Source organism: Micromonospora sp. B006, assembly GCF_003408515.1.
In the GTDB taxonomy this organism is placed as follows: domain Bacteria; phylum Actinomycetota; class Actinomycetes; order Mycobacteriales; family Micromonosporaceae; genus Micromonospora; species Micromonospora echinospora_A.
The window spans coordinates 1,111,700-1,127,820 of sequence record NZ_CP030865.1; the positions used below are offsets into that span (position 1 = coordinate 1,111,700).

At 73.1% G+C, this 16,121-nt stretch carries 14 protein-coding genes; 9 read left to right on the forward strand and 5 right to left on the reverse strand.

The annotated features are described in order from the left end of the window. Positions 1-5 precede the first annotated feature (5 nt). The 7 genes from MicB006_RS05440 (at position 6) to MicB006_RS05470 (ending at position 7,463) form a co-directional block, all read left to right on the forward strand. A complete protein-coding gene (locus MicB006_RS05440) occupies positions 6-239 on the forward strand; it encodes a zinc-ribbon domain-containing protein (RefSeq protein ID WP_073830721.1) in 234 nt (77 codons plus the stop codon). 260 nt (positions 240-499) lie between these two features. Next, positions 500-1,570 carry a hypothetical protein gene (locus MicB006_RS05445; RefSeq protein WP_116504263.1) on the forward strand — a complete coding sequence of 357 codons (1,071 nt, stop codon included), beginning with the start codon at positions 500-502 and terminating at the stop codon, positions 1,568-1,570. Continuing rightward, a complete protein-coding gene (locus tag MicB006_RS05450) occupies positions 1,567-3,072 on the forward strand; it encodes a hypothetical protein (protein WP_116504265.1) in 1,506 nt (501 codons plus the stop codon). The genes MicB006_RS05445 and MicB006_RS05450 overlap by 4 nt, the downstream gene beginning before the upstream one ends. Positions 3,073-3,242: 170 nt before the next feature. Then, complete coding sequence (locus MicB006_RS05455) at positions 3,243-5,522, forward strand: bifunctional diguanylate cyclase/phosphodiesterase (RefSeq protein WP_192900194.1); 2,280 nt, start codon at positions 3,243-3,245, stop codon at positions 5,520-5,522. A 128-nt stretch (positions 5,523-5,650) separates the two neighbouring features. Beyond that, complete coding sequence (locus MicB006_RS05460) at positions 5,651-6,283, forward strand: hypothetical protein (RefSeq protein ID WP_116504267.1); 633 nt, start codon at positions 5,651-5,653, stop codon at positions 6,281-6,283. A 109-nt stretch (positions 6,284-6,392) separates the two neighbouring features. Further along, positions 6,393-7,151 carry a MerR family transcriptional regulator gene (locus MicB006_RS05465; RefSeq protein ID WP_116504269.1) on the forward strand — a complete coding sequence of 253 codons (759 nt, stop codon included), beginning with the start codon at positions 6,393-6,395 and terminating at the stop codon, positions 7,149-7,151. A 27-nt stretch (positions 7,152-7,178) separates the two neighbouring features. Next, the gene (locus tag MicB006_RS05470) at positions 7,179-7,463 is read left to right on the forward strand and encodes a putative quinol monooxygenase (RefSeq protein WP_073830725.1); all 285 of its coding nucleotides are present in this window, start codon (positions 7,179-7,181) and stop codon (positions 7,461-7,463) included. Between the two features lie 7 nt (positions 7,464-7,470). Here MicB006_RS05470 and MicB006_RS05475 read toward each other — a convergent pair whose 3' ends face one another. Beyond that, the gene (locus MicB006_RS05475) at positions 7,471-8,982 is read right to left on the reverse strand and encodes an SLC13 family permease (RefSeq protein WP_116511196.1); all 1,512 of its coding nucleotides are present in this window, start codon (positions 8,980-8,982) and stop codon (positions 7,471-7,473) included. A gap of 21 nt (positions 8,983-9,003) precedes the next feature. Then, a complete protein-coding gene (locus MicB006_RS05480; protein ID WP_116504271.1) occupies positions 9,004-10,545 on the reverse strand; it encodes a gluconokinase in 1,542 nt (513 codons plus the stop codon). Between the two features lie 266 nt (positions 10,546-10,811). Here MicB006_RS05480 and MicB006_RS05485 point away from each other — a divergent pair, with 266 nt between their 5' ends. Next, on the forward strand, positions 10,812-11,966 hold the full coding sequence (locus MicB006_RS05485) for a hypothetical protein (RefSeq protein WP_116504273.1): 1,155 nt from the start codon (positions 10,812-10,814) through the stop codon (positions 11,964-11,966). A 6-nt stretch (positions 11,967-11,972) separates the two neighbouring features. Here MicB006_RS05485 and MicB006_RS05490 read toward each other — a convergent pair whose 3' ends face one another. Next, positions 11,973-13,247, reverse strand: a complete 1,275-nt coding sequence (locus MicB006_RS05490) for a rod shape-determining protein MreC (protein ID WP_116504275.1) — start codon at positions 13,245-13,247, stop codon at positions 11,973-11,975. Further along, the gene (locus MicB006_RS05495) at positions 13,240-13,761 is read right to left on the reverse strand and encodes a SigE family RNA polymerase sigma factor (RefSeq protein ID WP_116504277.1); all 522 of its coding nucleotides are present in this window, start codon (positions 13,759-13,761) and stop codon (positions 13,240-13,242) included. Before MicB006_RS05495 ends, MicB006_RS05490 begins: the two co-directional genes overlap by 8 nt. 191 nt (positions 13,762-13,952) lie before the next feature. Between MicB006_RS05495 and MicB006_RS05500 the strand changes: the two genes are divergently transcribed. After that, positions 13,953-15,167: an aminoglycoside phosphotransferase family protein gene (locus MicB006_RS05500; RefSeq protein WP_116511198.1), complete on the forward strand. Its 1,215-nt coding sequence runs from the start codon at positions 13,953-13,955 to the stop codon at positions 15,165-15,167. Here MicB006_RS05500 and MicB006_RS05505 read toward each other — a convergent pair. Then, positions 15,164-16,024 (reverse strand): AraC family transcriptional regulator, encoded by an 861-nt coding sequence (locus MicB006_RS05505; RefSeq protein WP_116504279.1) that lies wholly within the window; start codon positions 16,022-16,024, stop codon positions 15,164-15,166. The genes MicB006_RS05500 and MicB006_RS05505 overlap by 4 nt on opposite strands. Positions 16,025-16,121 lie beyond the last annotated feature (97 nt).

The following is a 16,121-nucleotide window of genomic DNA, read 5'->3' on the forward strand; positions in this document are numbered from 1 at the left end:
GGGCGATGTTCTTCATCTTCGGGCTGCGCACCAAGGTCGTCAGGTCCGGCGTCGTCACCGAGGTCTGCCGCAACTGCGGCAACCAGGCCGCCCAGGTGATCACCCGCCGGGTCACCAAGTTCAGCCTCTTCTTCGTCCCGTTGATCCCGCTGCGCACCCGGTACGCGCAGCAGTGCACGTTCTGCGGCGCCGAGTACGACATCTCCCGCGCCGAGGCCCAGCGCCTCCCGGTCGGCTGACCGTGACCCGTTTCCTCTACTGGCTGATCGGCCGGCAGCCAGCCGCTCCGATCGCCCCGCCGGTGCACACCGCCGCGCGTCCGCCCTGCACGCCGGGCCGCCGGCACCGTCGCCGGCGTCGTCCGGACGCGGGCGCGCAGTCGCCCCGCGCGCCCTGGAACCGCTCCGCCGGCCGGTGACCGGGCGGTCCCCCCGTGTTAACAAGGGGCCCTTCCTCTACCGGAGGCGTTAAGAGGGGGCCCTTCCTTACACTTCATCGGGTGGAAGATCGGCTGGCACGGATCCGGGGTGGTGGACCGCCGCGGCGGCACAACGCCCGCACCATCGCCGCGCTGACCGGGAACCCCGGCTGCACCCGGCGCGCCGTGCTGGACAGCGCGGGCGCGGACAAGCCGGCGCTGGCCGAGCGGCTCGGCTTCCCGGCCCGGTTCGGGCAGTCCCGCTTCGCGATCACCCGGGGCAACGCCTTCGAGGCGCAGGTGAAGGCCGACGGCGGCGCGGAACTGCTGCGCCTGGTCGCGGAGCGGCTCGGCGTACCGGTCCCGGAGGGCGCGACCTGGACCGACCTCGGCGCCGACGACGACCGGCCGGAACGGTCCCGGGCGGCGTTGACCGCGAGCGGCGACGGCCCGGCGCTGTTCGACCACCCGCTGCTCGGCCTGGACGTGGCCGGTACCCGGGTGCACCTGGAACCGGACCTGGTCGCCGCCCGGCTGGCCGGCCGGTTCCACGTCGTGGAGATCAAGTCGTTTCCGGTGATCGACGGGCAGGCCGACCCGGGCAAGGTCGCCGCCGCCGCGATCCAGTCCGCCGTCTACGTGCTGGCGCTGCGCGAACTGCTCGCCGCCGAGGGACGCGACCCGGAGTTGGTGTCGCACGAGGTGGTGCTGGTCTGCCCGCGTGACTTCGCCAACCAGCCGGTGGCGAGCCTGCTAGACGTGCGCCGGCAACTGCTGGTGCTGCGCCGCCAGCTGGCCCGGATGGCGCGGGTCGAGGACCTGCTCGCCGCCGTACCGGCCGGGTTCACAGTCGATCCGGCGGCCGATCCGGCCATGCTCGCCGCCGCACTGCACGAGGTGCCGGCCCGCTACGCGCCGGACTGCCTGGCCGCCTGCGAGCTGGCGTACTTCTGCCGGCACGAGGCGCGCGGGCAGACCGGCGCGCTGGGCCGGCCGGTCCGCGAGGCGCTGGGCGGCGTCGAGGAGGTGGCCGACGTGCTGGCGCTCGCCGAGGGCTCGGCCGCTCCCGAGCCGGGGCAGGCGGAGGCCGCCGCGCTGCTGCGGGCCGCCGCGCGCCTGCGCGCCGACGCCCTCACCGGGCAGACCGCATGAGTACGCTGCGCGCGCTCGCCCGGGCGCAGGCGGTCGCCTCCGGGCGGGCCCAGCCGGTGGCCACCGTCCGCCACCTGCACCTGTCGGAGCGGCCACTGGTGCTGGTGCCGCTCGCGCTCGCAGGTGAGGCGAACGCCCCGCTCGCCGCGATGGTCGGCGCCGCGCCCGACGAGGCCCGGCTGCTCGTGGTGCCGCAGCCGCGCAACCGGGACCAGCGGTTCGCGTTCGCCGCCGAACTGGCCGCGATCGTGCTGCCGTACCTGGACGAGTTCCGTGACCTGACCGAGGCGGTGCCGGTGGACCGGGGCCGCGACGTCCGCCACCGGTACGCCGACGCGCCGCAACTGCTGGTGCCGAACCCGGCCGCTGTCACGTTCCTGCGGCTGTTCGGGCGGTCCACCCGGTTCCGCCGTACCGACGGCGACTATCCGGTGCATCCGTCGGTGCCGCTGCTCGGCCGCTGGCTGACGTTCTTCGCCGAGCGCGCCGAGCAGCCCGGCTCGTCGGCACTGCTGGCGCTCACCGACGCGTTGACGCTGCACTGGGCGACCGGGCAGAGCACTGTGGAGGATCTGCACCTGCCGGCGGTGCTGGGCTGGCTCGACCCGCCGGCCGGGCTGACCGGCGCCGAGGCGGCGGCCCGCGCCGAGGACCCGGCACACTGCCCGCCGGCCGGGCCGGCCACCGACCCGGACTTCGACAACCGTCGGCTCGCCCCGGCGATCGAGGCGTACACCCGGGCCGGGGACGACCCGGTCGCGCGCGCGGCCGCGTACGACGAGCTCGTCGGTCTGCTGCGGGACCAGCTCGCGCCCACCTGGGAGCTGATGTGGCGCGGCGTGGGGCTGTTGCGGACGCTGCCGGCCGGCGCGCGGGTGGCCGGCCGGTGGGCCGGCGACCGGGACGCGTTCACCGCGCACGCCGAGCACGTCGACGCCGGGGGTGGTCCGCAGCCGCGGCGTGACGGCGCGGTGGCGGCGGCGCTGCGGTTGCAGCGGCTGGAGCGGGCGTCGACCGCGTGGGCGGTGCAGCGCGCCTACGACGATCCGCTGGTGATGGCCGAGCACCGGCTCGCCGGGGAGGCGTTCGTCGGCGAGGTGACGCTCGCCGACCCGGCGCGGGTGGACGACTCCGGCAAGCGGCCGGTGCTGCGCCCGCGCATCCAGGTGGTCACCACCGAGCCGGTGCCGATGCCGGTGGGCGCGAGACTGTTCTCGCCGCAGCGTCCGGCGCAGAAGGCGACTGTGGTGTTCGTGACGCCCGGCGCGGACGGCAAGACCGAGGTGGTGCTGGAGCTGTCCGGCGGGATGGGCCGGGGGCTGACCGCGCCGCACGGCAGCGTGCCCGAGGTGGGGGAGCGGATCTGCCTGACCAGCCTGTCGGACGGTTTCCTGCCGGGCGGTGCGTTCCCCGCGCCGGAGGAGACACCGTGGACGCACGGCGGGCCGCCCGGCACTGCCGCCGCGCCGCAGGACCCGGCCCCGGCGGAGGACTGGTCCTGACCTGTCGCGGCACTCGCGGCCGCCTGGGTACGGTCCGCTGACCGACAGCCGTCGACTCTGGCGGCGGCCCCCGGCGCTGACTAGGCTTGCGCCGTCCGTCGTCCTGCCCTCGCCGTCGAGGGTGCACGTCTGGAAGAGAGCCGGAGCGCATTGTTGTACCCCAGCTCGACGTGAGCCTCGCCGCCGCGGCGCCGGCCCGTCATCCGCTCGCCGGCCGTGTCGGACTTGCCGCGGCCGCCGTCGCCGTACTCGGGGAGACGGCCTGGCTGGTCGCCCGGCTGCCCGGCGCGGCGCTGGTCAGCGATCTCGGCGCGGTGGCGGTGTCGAGCCTGGCGGCGGTGCTCTGCTTCGGCGCGGCACGGCGCCACCCGGTCGCGCTACGCCGGTTCTGGGAGCTGCTGGCGGCCACCATGGTCCTCGCCGCGCTCGGCCGTACGGTGTGGACAGTCGAACGCCTCGGTGGGCTCGGCCTGCCGCACACGCCGCTGATCGCCGGACTGTTCGCCGCCGGCATCGTCACCGGCACCGCCGCCCTGCTCAGCTTCCGCGCCGGCCCGCGCAGCCTGATCGGCCGGGCCCGCACCCTGCTCGACGGGGTCATCGTCGGGCTGGCCCTCATCCCGATCGGCTGGGTGGTGGTGTTCCAGGAGATCACCGAGGCCGGCCTGGCCGATCCGATGCGCACGTTCGGCCTGCTCTACCCGATGTTCGACCTGATGCAACTGACCATCCTGGTGGCGGTCGCCGGCCCGGGCCGGCCGATGTGGCGTGCGCTCACCGTGATCGGGGCGGGCCTGGCGATCCGGGCCGGCGCGGACGCCGTCTACGTGTCCCTGGTCGCGCACGGCAACTACACGCCCGGTCACCCGGTCGACATCTGCTGGCCGCTGAGCTACCTGCTGGTCGGCCTGGCCACCCGCTATCCGCCGCCGGTCGACGAGGACGGCGAGGACGACGTGGTCGAGTCGCCGCTGCCGCCGTGGTGGCGGGTGGCGCTGCCGTACCTGCCGGTGGGCGGCGCGATCGTCGCGGTCATGCTGTCGCGGCGGCCCAGCGGGCAGACCCCCCACGTGGTCTTCGTCGGCATGATGGCCCTGCTCGGCGTGCTGGCGCTACGCCAGGGGCTGGCCGCGAACGAGAACCTGCGGCTGGTCGGCCGGCTGCGCCGGCTCGCGTACTCCGACCAGCTCACCGGCCTGCCGAACCGGCTGACGTTCGTGCGGCGGCTGCGCCGGGCGTTGCGCGCGGGCGGGCCGGTCGCCGTGGTGCTGCTCGACCTGGACGGCTTCAAGCAGGTCAACGACAGGTTCGGTCACGCCGCCGGGGACCGGTTGCTGACCACCACCGCGGAGCGCATGCGGGACGCGGTCGGCCCGGACGGGATGATCGCGCGGCTGGGCGGCGACGAGTTCGCGGTGCTGGTGGCCGGGGAGCGGCCGGTGCCGCCCGAGCGGCTCGCGATCCGGCTGCTCGCCGCGCTGGAACCGCTGCCCGGCGAGGAGGACCTCGGCGTCCACCCGTCGGCGAGCATCGGCATCGCCGAGTACGGGCCGCAGCACACCTCGCACACCGACCTGCTCCGCGACGCCGACATCGCCATGTACGCGGCGAAGGCGGCCGGCAAGGCCGCGTACCGCACGTGCACGCCGGAGCTGCGCGAGTCGGCGGTGAGCCGGGCCGAGCTGATCGCCGACCTGCGCCGCGCGGTGGACGAGGGCCAGTTGCTGATGGAGTTCCAGCCGATCGTCGACCTCGACACCGGCGTGGTACGCAGCGCCGAGGCGCTGGTGCGCTGGCGGCATCCCCGGCTCGGCGTGCTCACCCCGGCCCGGTTCCTGCCGCTGGCCGAGGAGACCGGGCTGATCGTGGCGATCGACAGGTGGGTCATCCACGAGGCGTGCCGGGCCGCGGCGACCTGGCGCGCGAACGCGCCGGAGGTGACAGTGGCAGTCAACATCGCCGCCGCTCACCTGTGCCGGCCCGACCTCATCGCCACTGTCACCGGCGCGGTCGCCGCGGCCGGCCTGCCGCCCCGCGCGCTCACCCTGGAACTCACCGAGTCCGCGCTGATCGAGGGCAGCGAGTCGGTGCTGGACCGGCTGTCCCAGCTGCGCGACCTCGGCGTCCGGATCGCGATCGACGACTTCGGCACCGGCTATTCCTCGCTGAGCTACCTGCACCGCATCCCGGCCACGGAGTTGAAGATCGACAGGTCGTTCGTGTCCCGGCTGGACGCCGGTGACACCCGCGCGTACGCCACCGTCGAGATGGTGAACCGGCTGGCCGGCGCGTTCGACCTGGCAGTGGTGGCCGAGGGGGTGGAGACTGTCGCGCAGCACGCGGCGGTCACCGCGATCGGCTGCCGGCAGGGCCAGGGCTGGCGGTACGGCCGCCCGGCCGCGCTGCCGGACCTGCTTCCCGCATTGTCCGGAGCGGGCGCCGGCCGCTGACCGGCCCGCCCGGGCGGGGGCCGAAGGTCCCGGACAGGCAGGGGATTCGACCCTGCTCACGGGCGGTACGCGCCGTCATGATTATTCTCGTCAGCCAGACGAATACACCCTCCACACGGGAGTCAGATATGAAGCGACGGACGCTCGACCTGCTGTTCAGCATCGGTGGGCTGGGCCTGGCGGTCCTGCTGCTCGTCGTCGGCGTCGTCCTGACGACGAACGCCAACTTCGCCAACGACTACGTGCGTGCCCAGCTCGGCGAGCAGAACATCACCTTCACCCCGGCGGACAAGCTGTCGGACGAGGAGAAGAAGTCGGACTGCCTGCGCGAGTACGCCGGCCAGAAGATGACGACCGGCAAGCAGGCGGAGTGCTACGCCAACGAGTACATCGGCCTGCACCTGAAGAACATGGCCGGCGGCAAGACCTACGCCGACCTGGGCGAGCCGCAGAGCGCGCTGCGCGAGCAGGTGGCCCAGGCCGAGCAGAGCAACGCCGCCAACCTGGCCGACCTGCAGAAGCAGCTCGCCGAGGTGACCGCCCAGCGGGAGACCGTGTTCAAGGGCGAGACGCTGCGCGGCCTGCTGCTCACCTCGTACGGCTTCAGCGAGTTCGGCCGCAAGGCCGAGCAGGGCGCCCTGGCCGTGTACCTCGGCGCGGGCCTGCTCCTGCTGCTCTCCGCCGCCGGCCTGGTGCACGCCTTCCGCACCCCGCCGACCGCGGCCTTCGCCGCCCCGGAGAAGGAGAAGGTCACCAACTGACCGCACCGACGACGCCCCCGGCCGATCATGGTCGGGGGCGTCGTCGTGTTTCCGGCTTGACCCTCACGCAGCGGAAGGCGGCAGCCTTGGTCGCGGAAGGGAGGGAACCATGGCGTACACGGTGGGGCAGGTGGCGCGGGCGGCCCGGGTGACGGTCCGGACGCTGCACCACTACGACGAGATCGGGCTGCTGCGGCCCAGCGGGCGCACGCCGGCGGGCTACCGCCGCTACGACGACGCGGACCTGGACCGGTTGCAGCTCATCCGGTACTACCGCGAGCTGGGGTTCCCGCTGGAGGAGATCGCCGAGATCCTGGACGATCCGGACGCCGACCCGGTGGCGCACCTGCGCCGGCAGCACGAGCTGCTGTCCGGGCGGATCGGGAAGCTCCAGGAGATGGTCGCGGCGATCGAACACGCGATGGAGGCGAGGACGTTGGGGATCCAGTTGACGCCGGAGGAGCGGTTCGAGGTGTTCGGGGACTTCGACCCGGACGAGCACGCCGAGGAGGCCGAGCAGCGCTGGGGTGACACCGAGGCGTACCGGCAGTCGCAGGAGCGCGCGGGCCGCTACTCGAAGGAGGACTGGCTGCGCAACAAGGCGGAGAACGACGACTGGGGGCGGCGGTTCGTCGCGCTCATGGACTCGGGCGCGCCGGCTGACAGCCCGGAGGCGATGGCGCTGGCCGAGGAGCATCGGCAGCTCATCACCAAGTGGTGGTACGACTGCTCGTACGAGATCCACACCGGTCTGGCCGACATGTACGTGGCCGACCCGCGGTTCACCGAGTACTTCGAGACGCTGCGGCCCGGGATGGCCGCGTACCTGAACGAGGCCATCCACGCCAACGCGATCACCCGGGCCTGACCGGGGGTCCGTGGCAGGATGGCCGGCATGCTCATCGTCGCCGGCACCCTCTACGTCGATCCGGCCCGGCGGGACGCCTACCTGGCGTCCTGTGAGGCCGCCGTCCGCGCGGCCCGGTCCGCGCCCGGCTGCGTGGACTTCGCGGTCAGCGCCGACCTGGTCGAGCCGGGCCGGATCAACGTCTACGAGCGGTGGGAGTCCGACGAGCAGTTGCTGGCGTTCCGGGGCTCCGGGCCGGAGGCCGAGCAGGTGACGGAGATCCTCGGCGCCGAGGTGCACAAGTTCCGCATCTCCGGCGTCGAGGCCCCCTGACCCGTCGCTAGATGAAGACGTCGAGCAGCAGGACGCCGAGGAAACCGACCACCGAGATGATGGTCTCCATCACCGACCAGCTCTTGATGGTCTGCCCGACGGTCAACCCGAAGTACTCCTTCACCAGCCAGAAGCCGGCGTCGTTGACGTGCGAGAAGAACAGCGACCCGCAGCCGATGGCCAGCGCCAGCAGCGCCACCTCGGGGGCGGCGAGCGTGTCGGCCAGCGGCGCGACGATGCCGGCGGCGGTGATGGTGGCGACGGTGGCCGAGCCGGTGGCGACCCGGATGCCGACCGCGACGAGCCAGCCGAGCAGCAGCGGGGAGAGGTTCGCGCCGTCGGCCGCGTTCGCCACCATGTCGCCCACGCCGGCGTCGACGAGCACCTGCTTGAAGCCGCCACCGGCGGCGACGATCAGCAGGATGCCGGCGATCGGCGGCAGTGAGCCGCCGAGGAAACCGGAGACCTGGGTACGGCTGAAGCCGGACCGGTAGCCCAGGAAGATCATGGCGAAGATGACGCCGGCGAGCAGGGCGATGATCGGGGTGCCGACGATGTCCAGCGCCTTGCGGCCGGGGGTGTCCTCGGCGAGTGTCAGCTCGCCGATCGCCCGCAGCAGCATCAGCACCACCGGCAGCAGCACGGTGACCACCGCCGCCCACAGCGCCGGGGAGCGGCGGGACCGCCGGCCGGCCGGTTCCTCGATGGCGGCGCCGGGGCGGCCGGTGCCGGGGTTGAGCAGGTCGTCCTCGGTGACCAGGTCGCCGTCGGCGTCGGCCCGGCCGTCACCGGGACGGGTCGGGCTGCGGTCCTCGGCGGTGTCCCGCCGGGTCGGCAGCAGCTCCGCCGGGGCGGTGGCCGGCACGTACCGGGCGATGAAGTTGCCGAAGACCGGACCGGCGATGATCACCGTGGGGATCGCCACCAGCAGGCCCAGGGCGAGCGTCTGACCGAGGTTGGCGCCGAGCGCGTCGATCGCCACCAGCGGGCCGGGGTGCGGCGGCACCAGGCCGTGCAGCACCGACAGACCGGCGAGCGCGGGAATGCCGATCTTGATCAGCGGGACATTCACCCGCAGCGAGACGAGCAGCACGATCGGCACCAGCAGCACCACGCCGACCTCGAAGAACAGCGGCAGGCCGATGAGCGCGGCCACGCCGGCCATGGCCCAGGGCAGCGCCGTGCCGGAGACCCGGCCGACCACCCGTTCCACGATGCCGTCCGCGCCGCCGGACTCGGCCAGCAGGCCGCCGATCATCGCGCCGAGCGCGATCAGCAGGCCCACGCCGCCGACTGTGGAGCCGACGCCGCCGCTGAACGAAGTGACGATCTTGTCGACGGGTACGGCGGCGACCACGCCGAGCACGGCGGCGCCGAGGATCAGCGAGAGGAACGGGTGCACCTTGCCCCACGCGATGAGCAGCACGACAGCGGCGATGCCGAGCAGGGCGGCGAGGACGAGTTGGGTGTCACCGGCGTTCGTGAGCGGTTCCGCGGGAGCAGCGAGCAGTGTGACCACGGCGATCACGCCCTTCGGTCGTCAGCGGGGAGGTGCTGTCGGTGGCGGTTCCGGCGGCAGGCTGGGGGCCATCCGCCGCAGGGACGCGAACGTGGGCACGAGCGCGTCGTACAGCTCGGAGAAGAGGGGGAGCAGCGCGGCGTACGTGGCGGCGGAGGCGGGATCCGGGTGGACCGTCTCCTCGATCCGGACCAGATCGGCGGCGACCTCGATCGACCCGATCAGCCCGAGCGCCTGCATGCCCAGCAGCGCGGCGCCGAAGCCGGACCCCTCGTGCCCGGCGGGGAACCGCACCGGCATGCCCAGCGCGTCGGCGAGGATCTGCCGCCACAGCGGGCTGCGGGCGAAGCCGCCGCTGGCGCGGACCTCGCGTACCTCGTTGCCGGCCGCCCGGACCGAGGCGAGGACCAGCGCGAGCTGCTGGCAGACGCCCTCCAGCGCGGCCCGGACCAGGTGCGCCCGGCCGTGGCCGTGGGTCAGCCCGACGTACGCGCCGCGCGGCAGCGCGCTCCAGTGCGGCGCACGCTCGCTCAGCAGGTACGGCAGCATGATCAGCCCGCCGGAGCCGACCGGCGCCTGGGCGGCCAGGTCGAGCAGTTCCTCCTCGGCGTGCTCACCCAACTCCGGGGCGAGCGCGTCGTTCGCCCACTGGAGGACGATCCCGCCGTTGTTGATGGCGCCGCCGACCACCCAGCGGTCCTCGGTGAGCGCGTAGCAGAACACGCCACCGAGCGGGTCGACGCCGGGGCGCTCCACCATCACCCGCATCGCGCCGCTGGTGCCGATCGAGCAGGCCACCACGCCGGGGCGTACCGCGCCGAGGCCGAGGTTCGCCAGCGGCCCGTCGCCGGCGCCCACCACAAGCGGGGTGTCCGCCGGCAGCCCGGTGGCCCGCGCCGCCCCGGCGGTGAGCCCCGGCAGCACGTGGGTGGTGGGTACGAGCTGGGGAAGCTGCTCCTCGGTGATGCCGGCCAGGCGTAGCGCCTCGGCGTCCCAGGTCAGCCGGTGGATGTCCATCAGGCCGGTGGCCGAGGCGACCGAGTGGTCGGTGACGAGGGCGTCGGCGAGCCGCCGCAGCACCAGATCCTTGATGCCGACCCAGTGCGCGACCCGCTCGTGCAGCTTCGGCTCCTGCTCGGCGAACCAGACCAGCTTGGGCAGCGGCGCCATCGGGTGCACCGGGGTGCCGGTGCGCCGGTGCAGCGCGAGCCCGGACGGCACCGCCCGCAGCCGCTCGGCCTGCGCGCTGGCCCGGGAGTCGGCCCAGGTGATCGACGGGGTCAGCGGGGTGCCGTCGGCGTCCAGCCCGATCAGGCTGTGCATGGCGGTGCTGAACGACAGGCCGGCCACCGGTACGCGCAGCTCGTCCACCACCGCGCGGATGACGCCGAGCACCGCTTCGTAGATGAGGTCCGGATCCTGCTCGGCCCAGCCCGGGTTCGGCTCCTCCAGCGGGTAGCCGATCGAGTGGCTGGCCAGTTGCCGGCCGGTGGTGTCGAACGCGACGGCCTTGGAGCTGGTGGTGCCGATGTCCACTCCCACCACCACGGCCGGGTCGCCCACCGGTGCACCTCCTCGCCGCCGGGGGCCGCGGTCCGCCCCGCTGTTTGCGGCTGACGTTACCCACGTGTCCACGCGCCCGCATGACGAAGCGGGACCGCCGGAGACCGGTGGCACGGCACGTGAATCGACGCGGGAGTTTCCGCCGATTGTGGAGGTCAATCAGCCGATCGGTCTAATTGGTGACTTTCGCGTGTCTTCGTACCCCTGCCGGATCGTTGACATGAAAGACACCCCGATTGGTGGGCTCGCGCGGCGGAGGAGTCGGCGTGGCGAAGACTGATTCGACGGGTTCCACATGGCGGTACCGGTGGGCGCACCGGCAGAACGAGCGGCGGCAGCGGGCCTTCCGCGCGGCCGACGAGGCGTGGCGACGCCGCGACGACGAGCTGCGCCGCCTGCGTACGCTCGCGGTGTCCTTCCACGGCTCGGCCCAGGCCGGCGTCGGCCTGCCGATGGAGCTGGCCCCCGGCGAGGTGGTCTTCTGGACGCTCCCGGCCGCGCAACTGGTGGAGGTGCGGCACACCGCCGTGCTGCCCGCCCCTGAGCTGACTGTCGACCCCGACCCGCCCGTGCTGCGCCCACGCCGCCCGGAGGGCGTCAAGGTGGTCGACGCCGGGCTCGCGGTGCTCACCAACCGCCGGCTGGTGCTGCTCGGCGGGCGCGGCCGGCGCGACTGGGCGTACGGCCGGATGACCGGCCTGTCCCACGATCCCGGCGCGCCGGTCACCCTGATCCAGGTGCTGGACCGCCGACGTACCTCCGGGTTGCTGCTGCCCACCGGCGCGGTGGCCGACTTCCGGTTCACGCTCACGCTCGCGTTCGCCGACGCGATCGAGCAGCGCGCCGCGGTCGTGGCCGAGCTGGACGAGCTGATCGAGGAACACGCGGCGGAGCGCCCCCAGCGCCCGCCCGTGCTCACCCCCGCCCAGGCCCGGGTCTCCGCGCTGGTGCCCGGCGGCCGTCGCACAGTGGCGGTCGGCGCGGCTCTCGCGCTCGTCGTGCCGGCGATGCTCTTCGAGTCCAACCCGCCGACCCGGGCCGGCTCGGAGCGCGCCGCCGCGGCCACCCCGGCGGCCACCGACACCCCCGCGCCGCCGCAGGTCGCTCCCGCCGTCCAGGTCCGGCCCACGACCAGCCCCGAGCCGTCGCGGGCCCGTCCCGCGCCGCCGCGCGGCACGCCGCAGCCGCCGGTCGAGCGCCGCTGCGGTGCCCCGGCGAACCCCTTCGGGTACGACTTCTGCGGCGGCCAGCGGATCCGCAGACCGGCTGCCGGGGTGTGCGACTGGTTCGAGTGCGTACCCGGGTTCTGGTCCGATCGGGGCTGGCTGGTGCAGTGCCGTGACGGCTCGATCAGCCGCACCGGCGGCCAGCGTGACGTGTGCGCCGGGCACAAGGGGCTGCGCCGGACCGTCTGGCGCTGACGGCGGTCAGGGCGTGGACGGTGTCATGATCGACAATCTGGTCAGATCGGCGAGGTCGGCTGTCGGCGTGAGCTCCACGGTGGTCGCACCCGCCGCCTTGTCCGCAGCGGCTCGCCCGATCGTGACAGCGCCGACCCGATCGCTCTGCTGGGACGGGTCCGGCATCAACACACGATTGGTCCGGTAGACCTCACCACCCGCGGGAATGACCTCCATCACGAGCCTTCCGCCGGTGCCGCGCACGAAACCCGGAACATTGCTGATGTTCGTGTACACCCGTCCGGAGAATCCGGTGCTGGTAACGAGATCGACACTGGCTTCGCCACGCACGGTGTCGACTGCGGAGACGCGTCCGACCAAGCCTTCGGCGACGACGGCAAGTTGCCCTCGCCGGACTCCCTGATCCTTCGGGAACGCCACGGTGATCTGTTGGCCGTTCCTGCCGATCACCTCTGCGGGCACGGCCCGCGCGTCGCCGTCCACGCCCGCCTCACCAGGCACCTCGAACATCCTCGTGAAGCCGGCGAACGGTCGCTTCGGCTTGACGAACCCCGCGATCGTCGTCGTCTGCGCGGTCGCAGCGATCGGAAGCCGTTTCACGACGAGGCGGCTGGTGGGTCCGTCCGGTTCTTGGACGATTTCGTCATCGACAGCCGTGCTCGACACCCGCAGCGCTGTCACGCCCGGCATGGCGAGGGCAATGACATAGGTGCCCGCAGAGTCGTTGCTCACCTCGCCGGCGGCTCCGGACAGCCGTGGACTGACCAGGCTTACCACCTGGGTCTTCACCGGATCAGGCGCCGGCCGATCGACCCGCATCCGCAAGGCGTCCGCCGCACCGGAATCACCCGTGAAGAAGGCCAACCGCGCGTCACCCTGCTTGTCGTATCCCTGCAGGATGACCACTGTCGAGCGCAGGCGTGGATGGCGCGTCGCGACAAGTGCTCGAACATCCCTGTGTGGGCCCGTCGAGCCGGCACGGTCCCAGACACCGGTGGCCTCCCGAACCAGCCCCGCGTCCACGTCTCCCACCGGAGACCAGCCCAGAAAAGGACCGTCCGGCGGCGGTGCGGCGAGTTGCGGCGGGGACCCGAGTCCTACCACCCGAAACGTCGTGACCAGCACCGCCAAGCACACTGCCGCCGCAGTTCCGGCGACGATACGCTGCCGCCCGCGACGCCGTCCCGCCCGCCGCATGATCTTGCTTTCATAGCCCGTTGTCGGTATCACCGACTCAGCCAGATCCGCCAGGCCGTCGCGCAACTCGGTCGTGTCATGCATAGCGCACCTCTTGATCAGCGACAGCGTCGGCCTCAACCCACTGCTGACGCAGGGTCCGCAGGCCCCTTGACGAAAGACTCTTGACCGTGCCGACCGAACAACCCATGACGAGCGCCGTGTCCTGCTCCGACAGATCCTCGTAGAAGCGCAGGACGACGGCGGCACGCTGTCGTGCCGGCAGTCCGTCCAACGCCCGGCGGAGCAGGTCGCGCTGTTCCACGCCCATGTACTCGTCTCGTGCCTGGGTCTCCACCAGCCGGCCCAGGGGCTGTTCCCACCAGGATCGGCGTCGCCTCCAGGTCACGAAGGTGTTCACCAGAACGCGGCGAACGTAATGATCGACGCCTTCTGAGCGTTGCAGCCGAGACCACGCCACGACCGTCTTGGCCAGCGTCGTCTGGACCAGATCCTCGGCTTTCCCACGGTCTCCGCACAGCAGGAAGGCGGTCCGAAGCAGCGATCCGTAACGCGCCCTCACAAAGGCTGTCACCTCCTCATCCTCGCGATCGTGCATCGGCCACCCGCACCTTCGGTTTCGATCTCACGGCCACTACTTACGCCCTTGACCCCGGCAAACGTTGCCGTGACCCCGGGAAATCTTTGACGATCAATTATCTCGGCCCGAGGGTTGGTGAGAGTGACGACCGGCCCGGCACCCGACGAATGTGGTCGCCTCCGGCAGCGGTTCCCGGCTACCGTCCGGCCGTGTCCCGCACCGTGACGCTCGTCCTGCTCGACGCCACCGGCCGCCCGCTTGGCGCGCTGCCGCCGTTCGACGTACCGGAGCCGTGGTGGCAGGAGGTCGCCTCGATCGTCGAGACCGTCCGGCGTCGCCACGGTCTGGAGGTCGCCGTGCTGCGGCTGCTCGACGCCGACCGTCCCGCACCGCCCGGCGGCCACGTCCACTACCTGGCACAGACCGTCGATGCGCTTGGCGTACCCCTGGAACCGGCAGTGGTGGCTGCGGACCTCGCGCCGCATCCGCTGCGCCAGCCGTGGGCGCAGGCCGGCGGCCCGGCCCGCAGCGTCGCCTGGGCGACCGGCGAGCTGCGCCGGCTCGGCCGCCGGGTGACGGCGGTGGCGCAGCAGCGCACCTGGAACCTCTCCGCCATCTGGCGCCTGGACACCGACCAGGGCCCCGCCTGGCTGAAGCAGCTCCCTTCTTTCGCCCGCCATGAGCCCACAGTCCTGGCCTTCCCCGATGATCAAGGAGTTGGTGTCTCTGACGATCTCCCTGGCGACCCGAACTCCTTGGTCGACGGACCGACGGTGCTCGCCGCCGACGGAGAAGGGCGGATGCTTCTGGCGGACGTGCCGGGGCAGGACCGGTACGGGGCCGGGGAAGGGGAGCGGGCCGCGATCGCGGCCGGGCATCACGTGGTGCAGCGGCGGGCGTGTCGGGTCGTCGGTGAGCTGGTCGCGGCGGGGGTGCCGGACCTGCGCGGGGCGGGGCTGGCGGACTGGATCCGCGAGCGGCTGGCCGGGCACGACGTGTCGGCGGCCGCCGACCTGCTCGACGGGCTCGACCACCGGCTCCGGCAGGTCCGTGACTGCGGCATGCCCGACACGCTTGTGCACGGTGACCTGCACCCCGGCAACGTGCGCGGCGACGGGCAGCGGCGGGTGGTGATCGACTGGGCGGACTCGTTCGTCGGCCACCCCGCCTTCGACATCCTGCGCCTGACCGAGGACGTCGACGCGGACGCCGCCGCCCGGCTGGTCGACGCGTGGGCGCGGCGCTGGCGTACCGACGTGCCGGGCAGCGACCCGCGCCGGGCCGTCGACCTGCTCCGGCCGGTCGCGCCGCTGCGGCTGGCCGCCGTGTACGCGATGTTCCTCGACGCGATCGAGCCGAGCGAGCACCCGTACCACGTACACGACGTGCCGGCCGCGCTGGCGCGAGCGGCGGCTACTCCCTAGACCCGGCGGACCGGGATCCACAGCTCCGCGTCGGCGGTGCCGCCGTCCTCGGCGACCCGCACCCGCGAGATCTCCGGCCCCGGGCGGGCCTCGTACGGGTTGGACGGGAACCAAGACGTGAACACGGCCCGCCACAGGTGCTGCACCGCCACCGGGAACGCGCCGGAACTGGAGAACACTGCCCAGTCACCGGCCTCGACGGGCAGGCTGCGCAGGTCGCCGGGCACCTCCGCACCGGTCACCGCCGCGTACCAGTAGTCCAGCTCGGCGCCCTCGTCGCGGGAACCGGCCAGCTCGGCGCTGACGTTGACGATCCCGCTCGGCTCCTGGTCGGACAGCGCCTCGATCCTGCGTACCGTGGCCGGGTCGATGCCCCTGACGAACGCCACGATGTGCGGGTTCATCCCCTCGTGGACGAGCGGCACCCGCGCCGTGAGACCGGCGAGCCGGAAGGCGTCCTTGGTCACGATCCGGTAGTCCATGCTGGTGTTCCCTTCGACGACGAGCCGGAAGGACATCCGGGGCTGGGACCGCAGCACCGCGCCGGCCTGCCGGGCCTGCGTCGGCCCGGTGCCGTGCACGGCCCGGAACGCGCGGGCGAACGCCTCGTTCGAGCCGTACCCCCAGCGGACCGCCACGTCGAGCAGCGACTCCTGGCCGGCGAGCACGTCCGCGCCGGCCAGCGTCATCCGGCGACGGCGCACGTACTCCGACAGCGGCAGCCCGGCCAGCGCCGAGAACAGCCGGCCGAAGTGGTGCTCCGACACGCCCGCGATCCGGGCCAGCGCGGCCACGTCGAGCGGCCTGTCGAGCCGCTGTTCGAGGTGGTCCAGCGCGGCGTTGAGCCGATCCAGCACCCGTTCTTCCCTCCTGGTGACGCCGTCGACGCTAGGTTCCCGGACGCCCACCGACCCGATCACACCGGACCGGGTCCGGTCGCCTCATCGACACTGG

What these genes read in the sequence shown, in the direction of transcription:
- MicB006_RS05450 (WP_116504265.1), top strand. Translation starts at nt 1,567, where the DNA reads ATGAGTACGCTGCGCGCGCTCGCCCGGGCGCAGGCGGTCGCCTCCGGG.
- MicB006_RS05465 (WP_116504269.1), top strand. Translation starts at nt 6,393, where the DNA reads ATGGCGTACACGGTGGGGCAGGTGGCGCGGGCGGCCCGGGTGACGGTC.
- MicB006_RS05495 (WP_116504277.1), bottom strand. Translation starts at nt 13,761, where the DNA reads ATGCACGATCGCGAGGATGAGGAGGTGACAGCCTTTGTGAGGGCGCGT.
- MicB006_RS05470 (WP_073830725.1), top strand. Translation starts at nt 7,179, where the DNA reads ATGCTCATCGTCGCCGGCACCCTCTACGTCGATCCGGCCCGGCGGGAC.
- MicB006_RS05460 (WP_116504267.1), top strand. Translation starts at nt 5,651, where the DNA reads ATGAAGCGACGGACGCTCGACCTGCTGTTCAGCATCGGTGGGCTGGGC.
- MicB006_RS05490 (WP_116504275.1), bottom strand. Translation starts at nt 13,247, where the DNA reads ATGCATGACACGACCGAGTTGCGCGACGGCCTGGCGGATCTGGCTGAG.
- MicB006_RS05440 (WP_073830721.1), top strand. Translation starts at nt 6, where the DNA reads ATGTTCTTCATCTTCGGGCTGCGCACCAAGGTCGTCAGGTCCGGCGTC.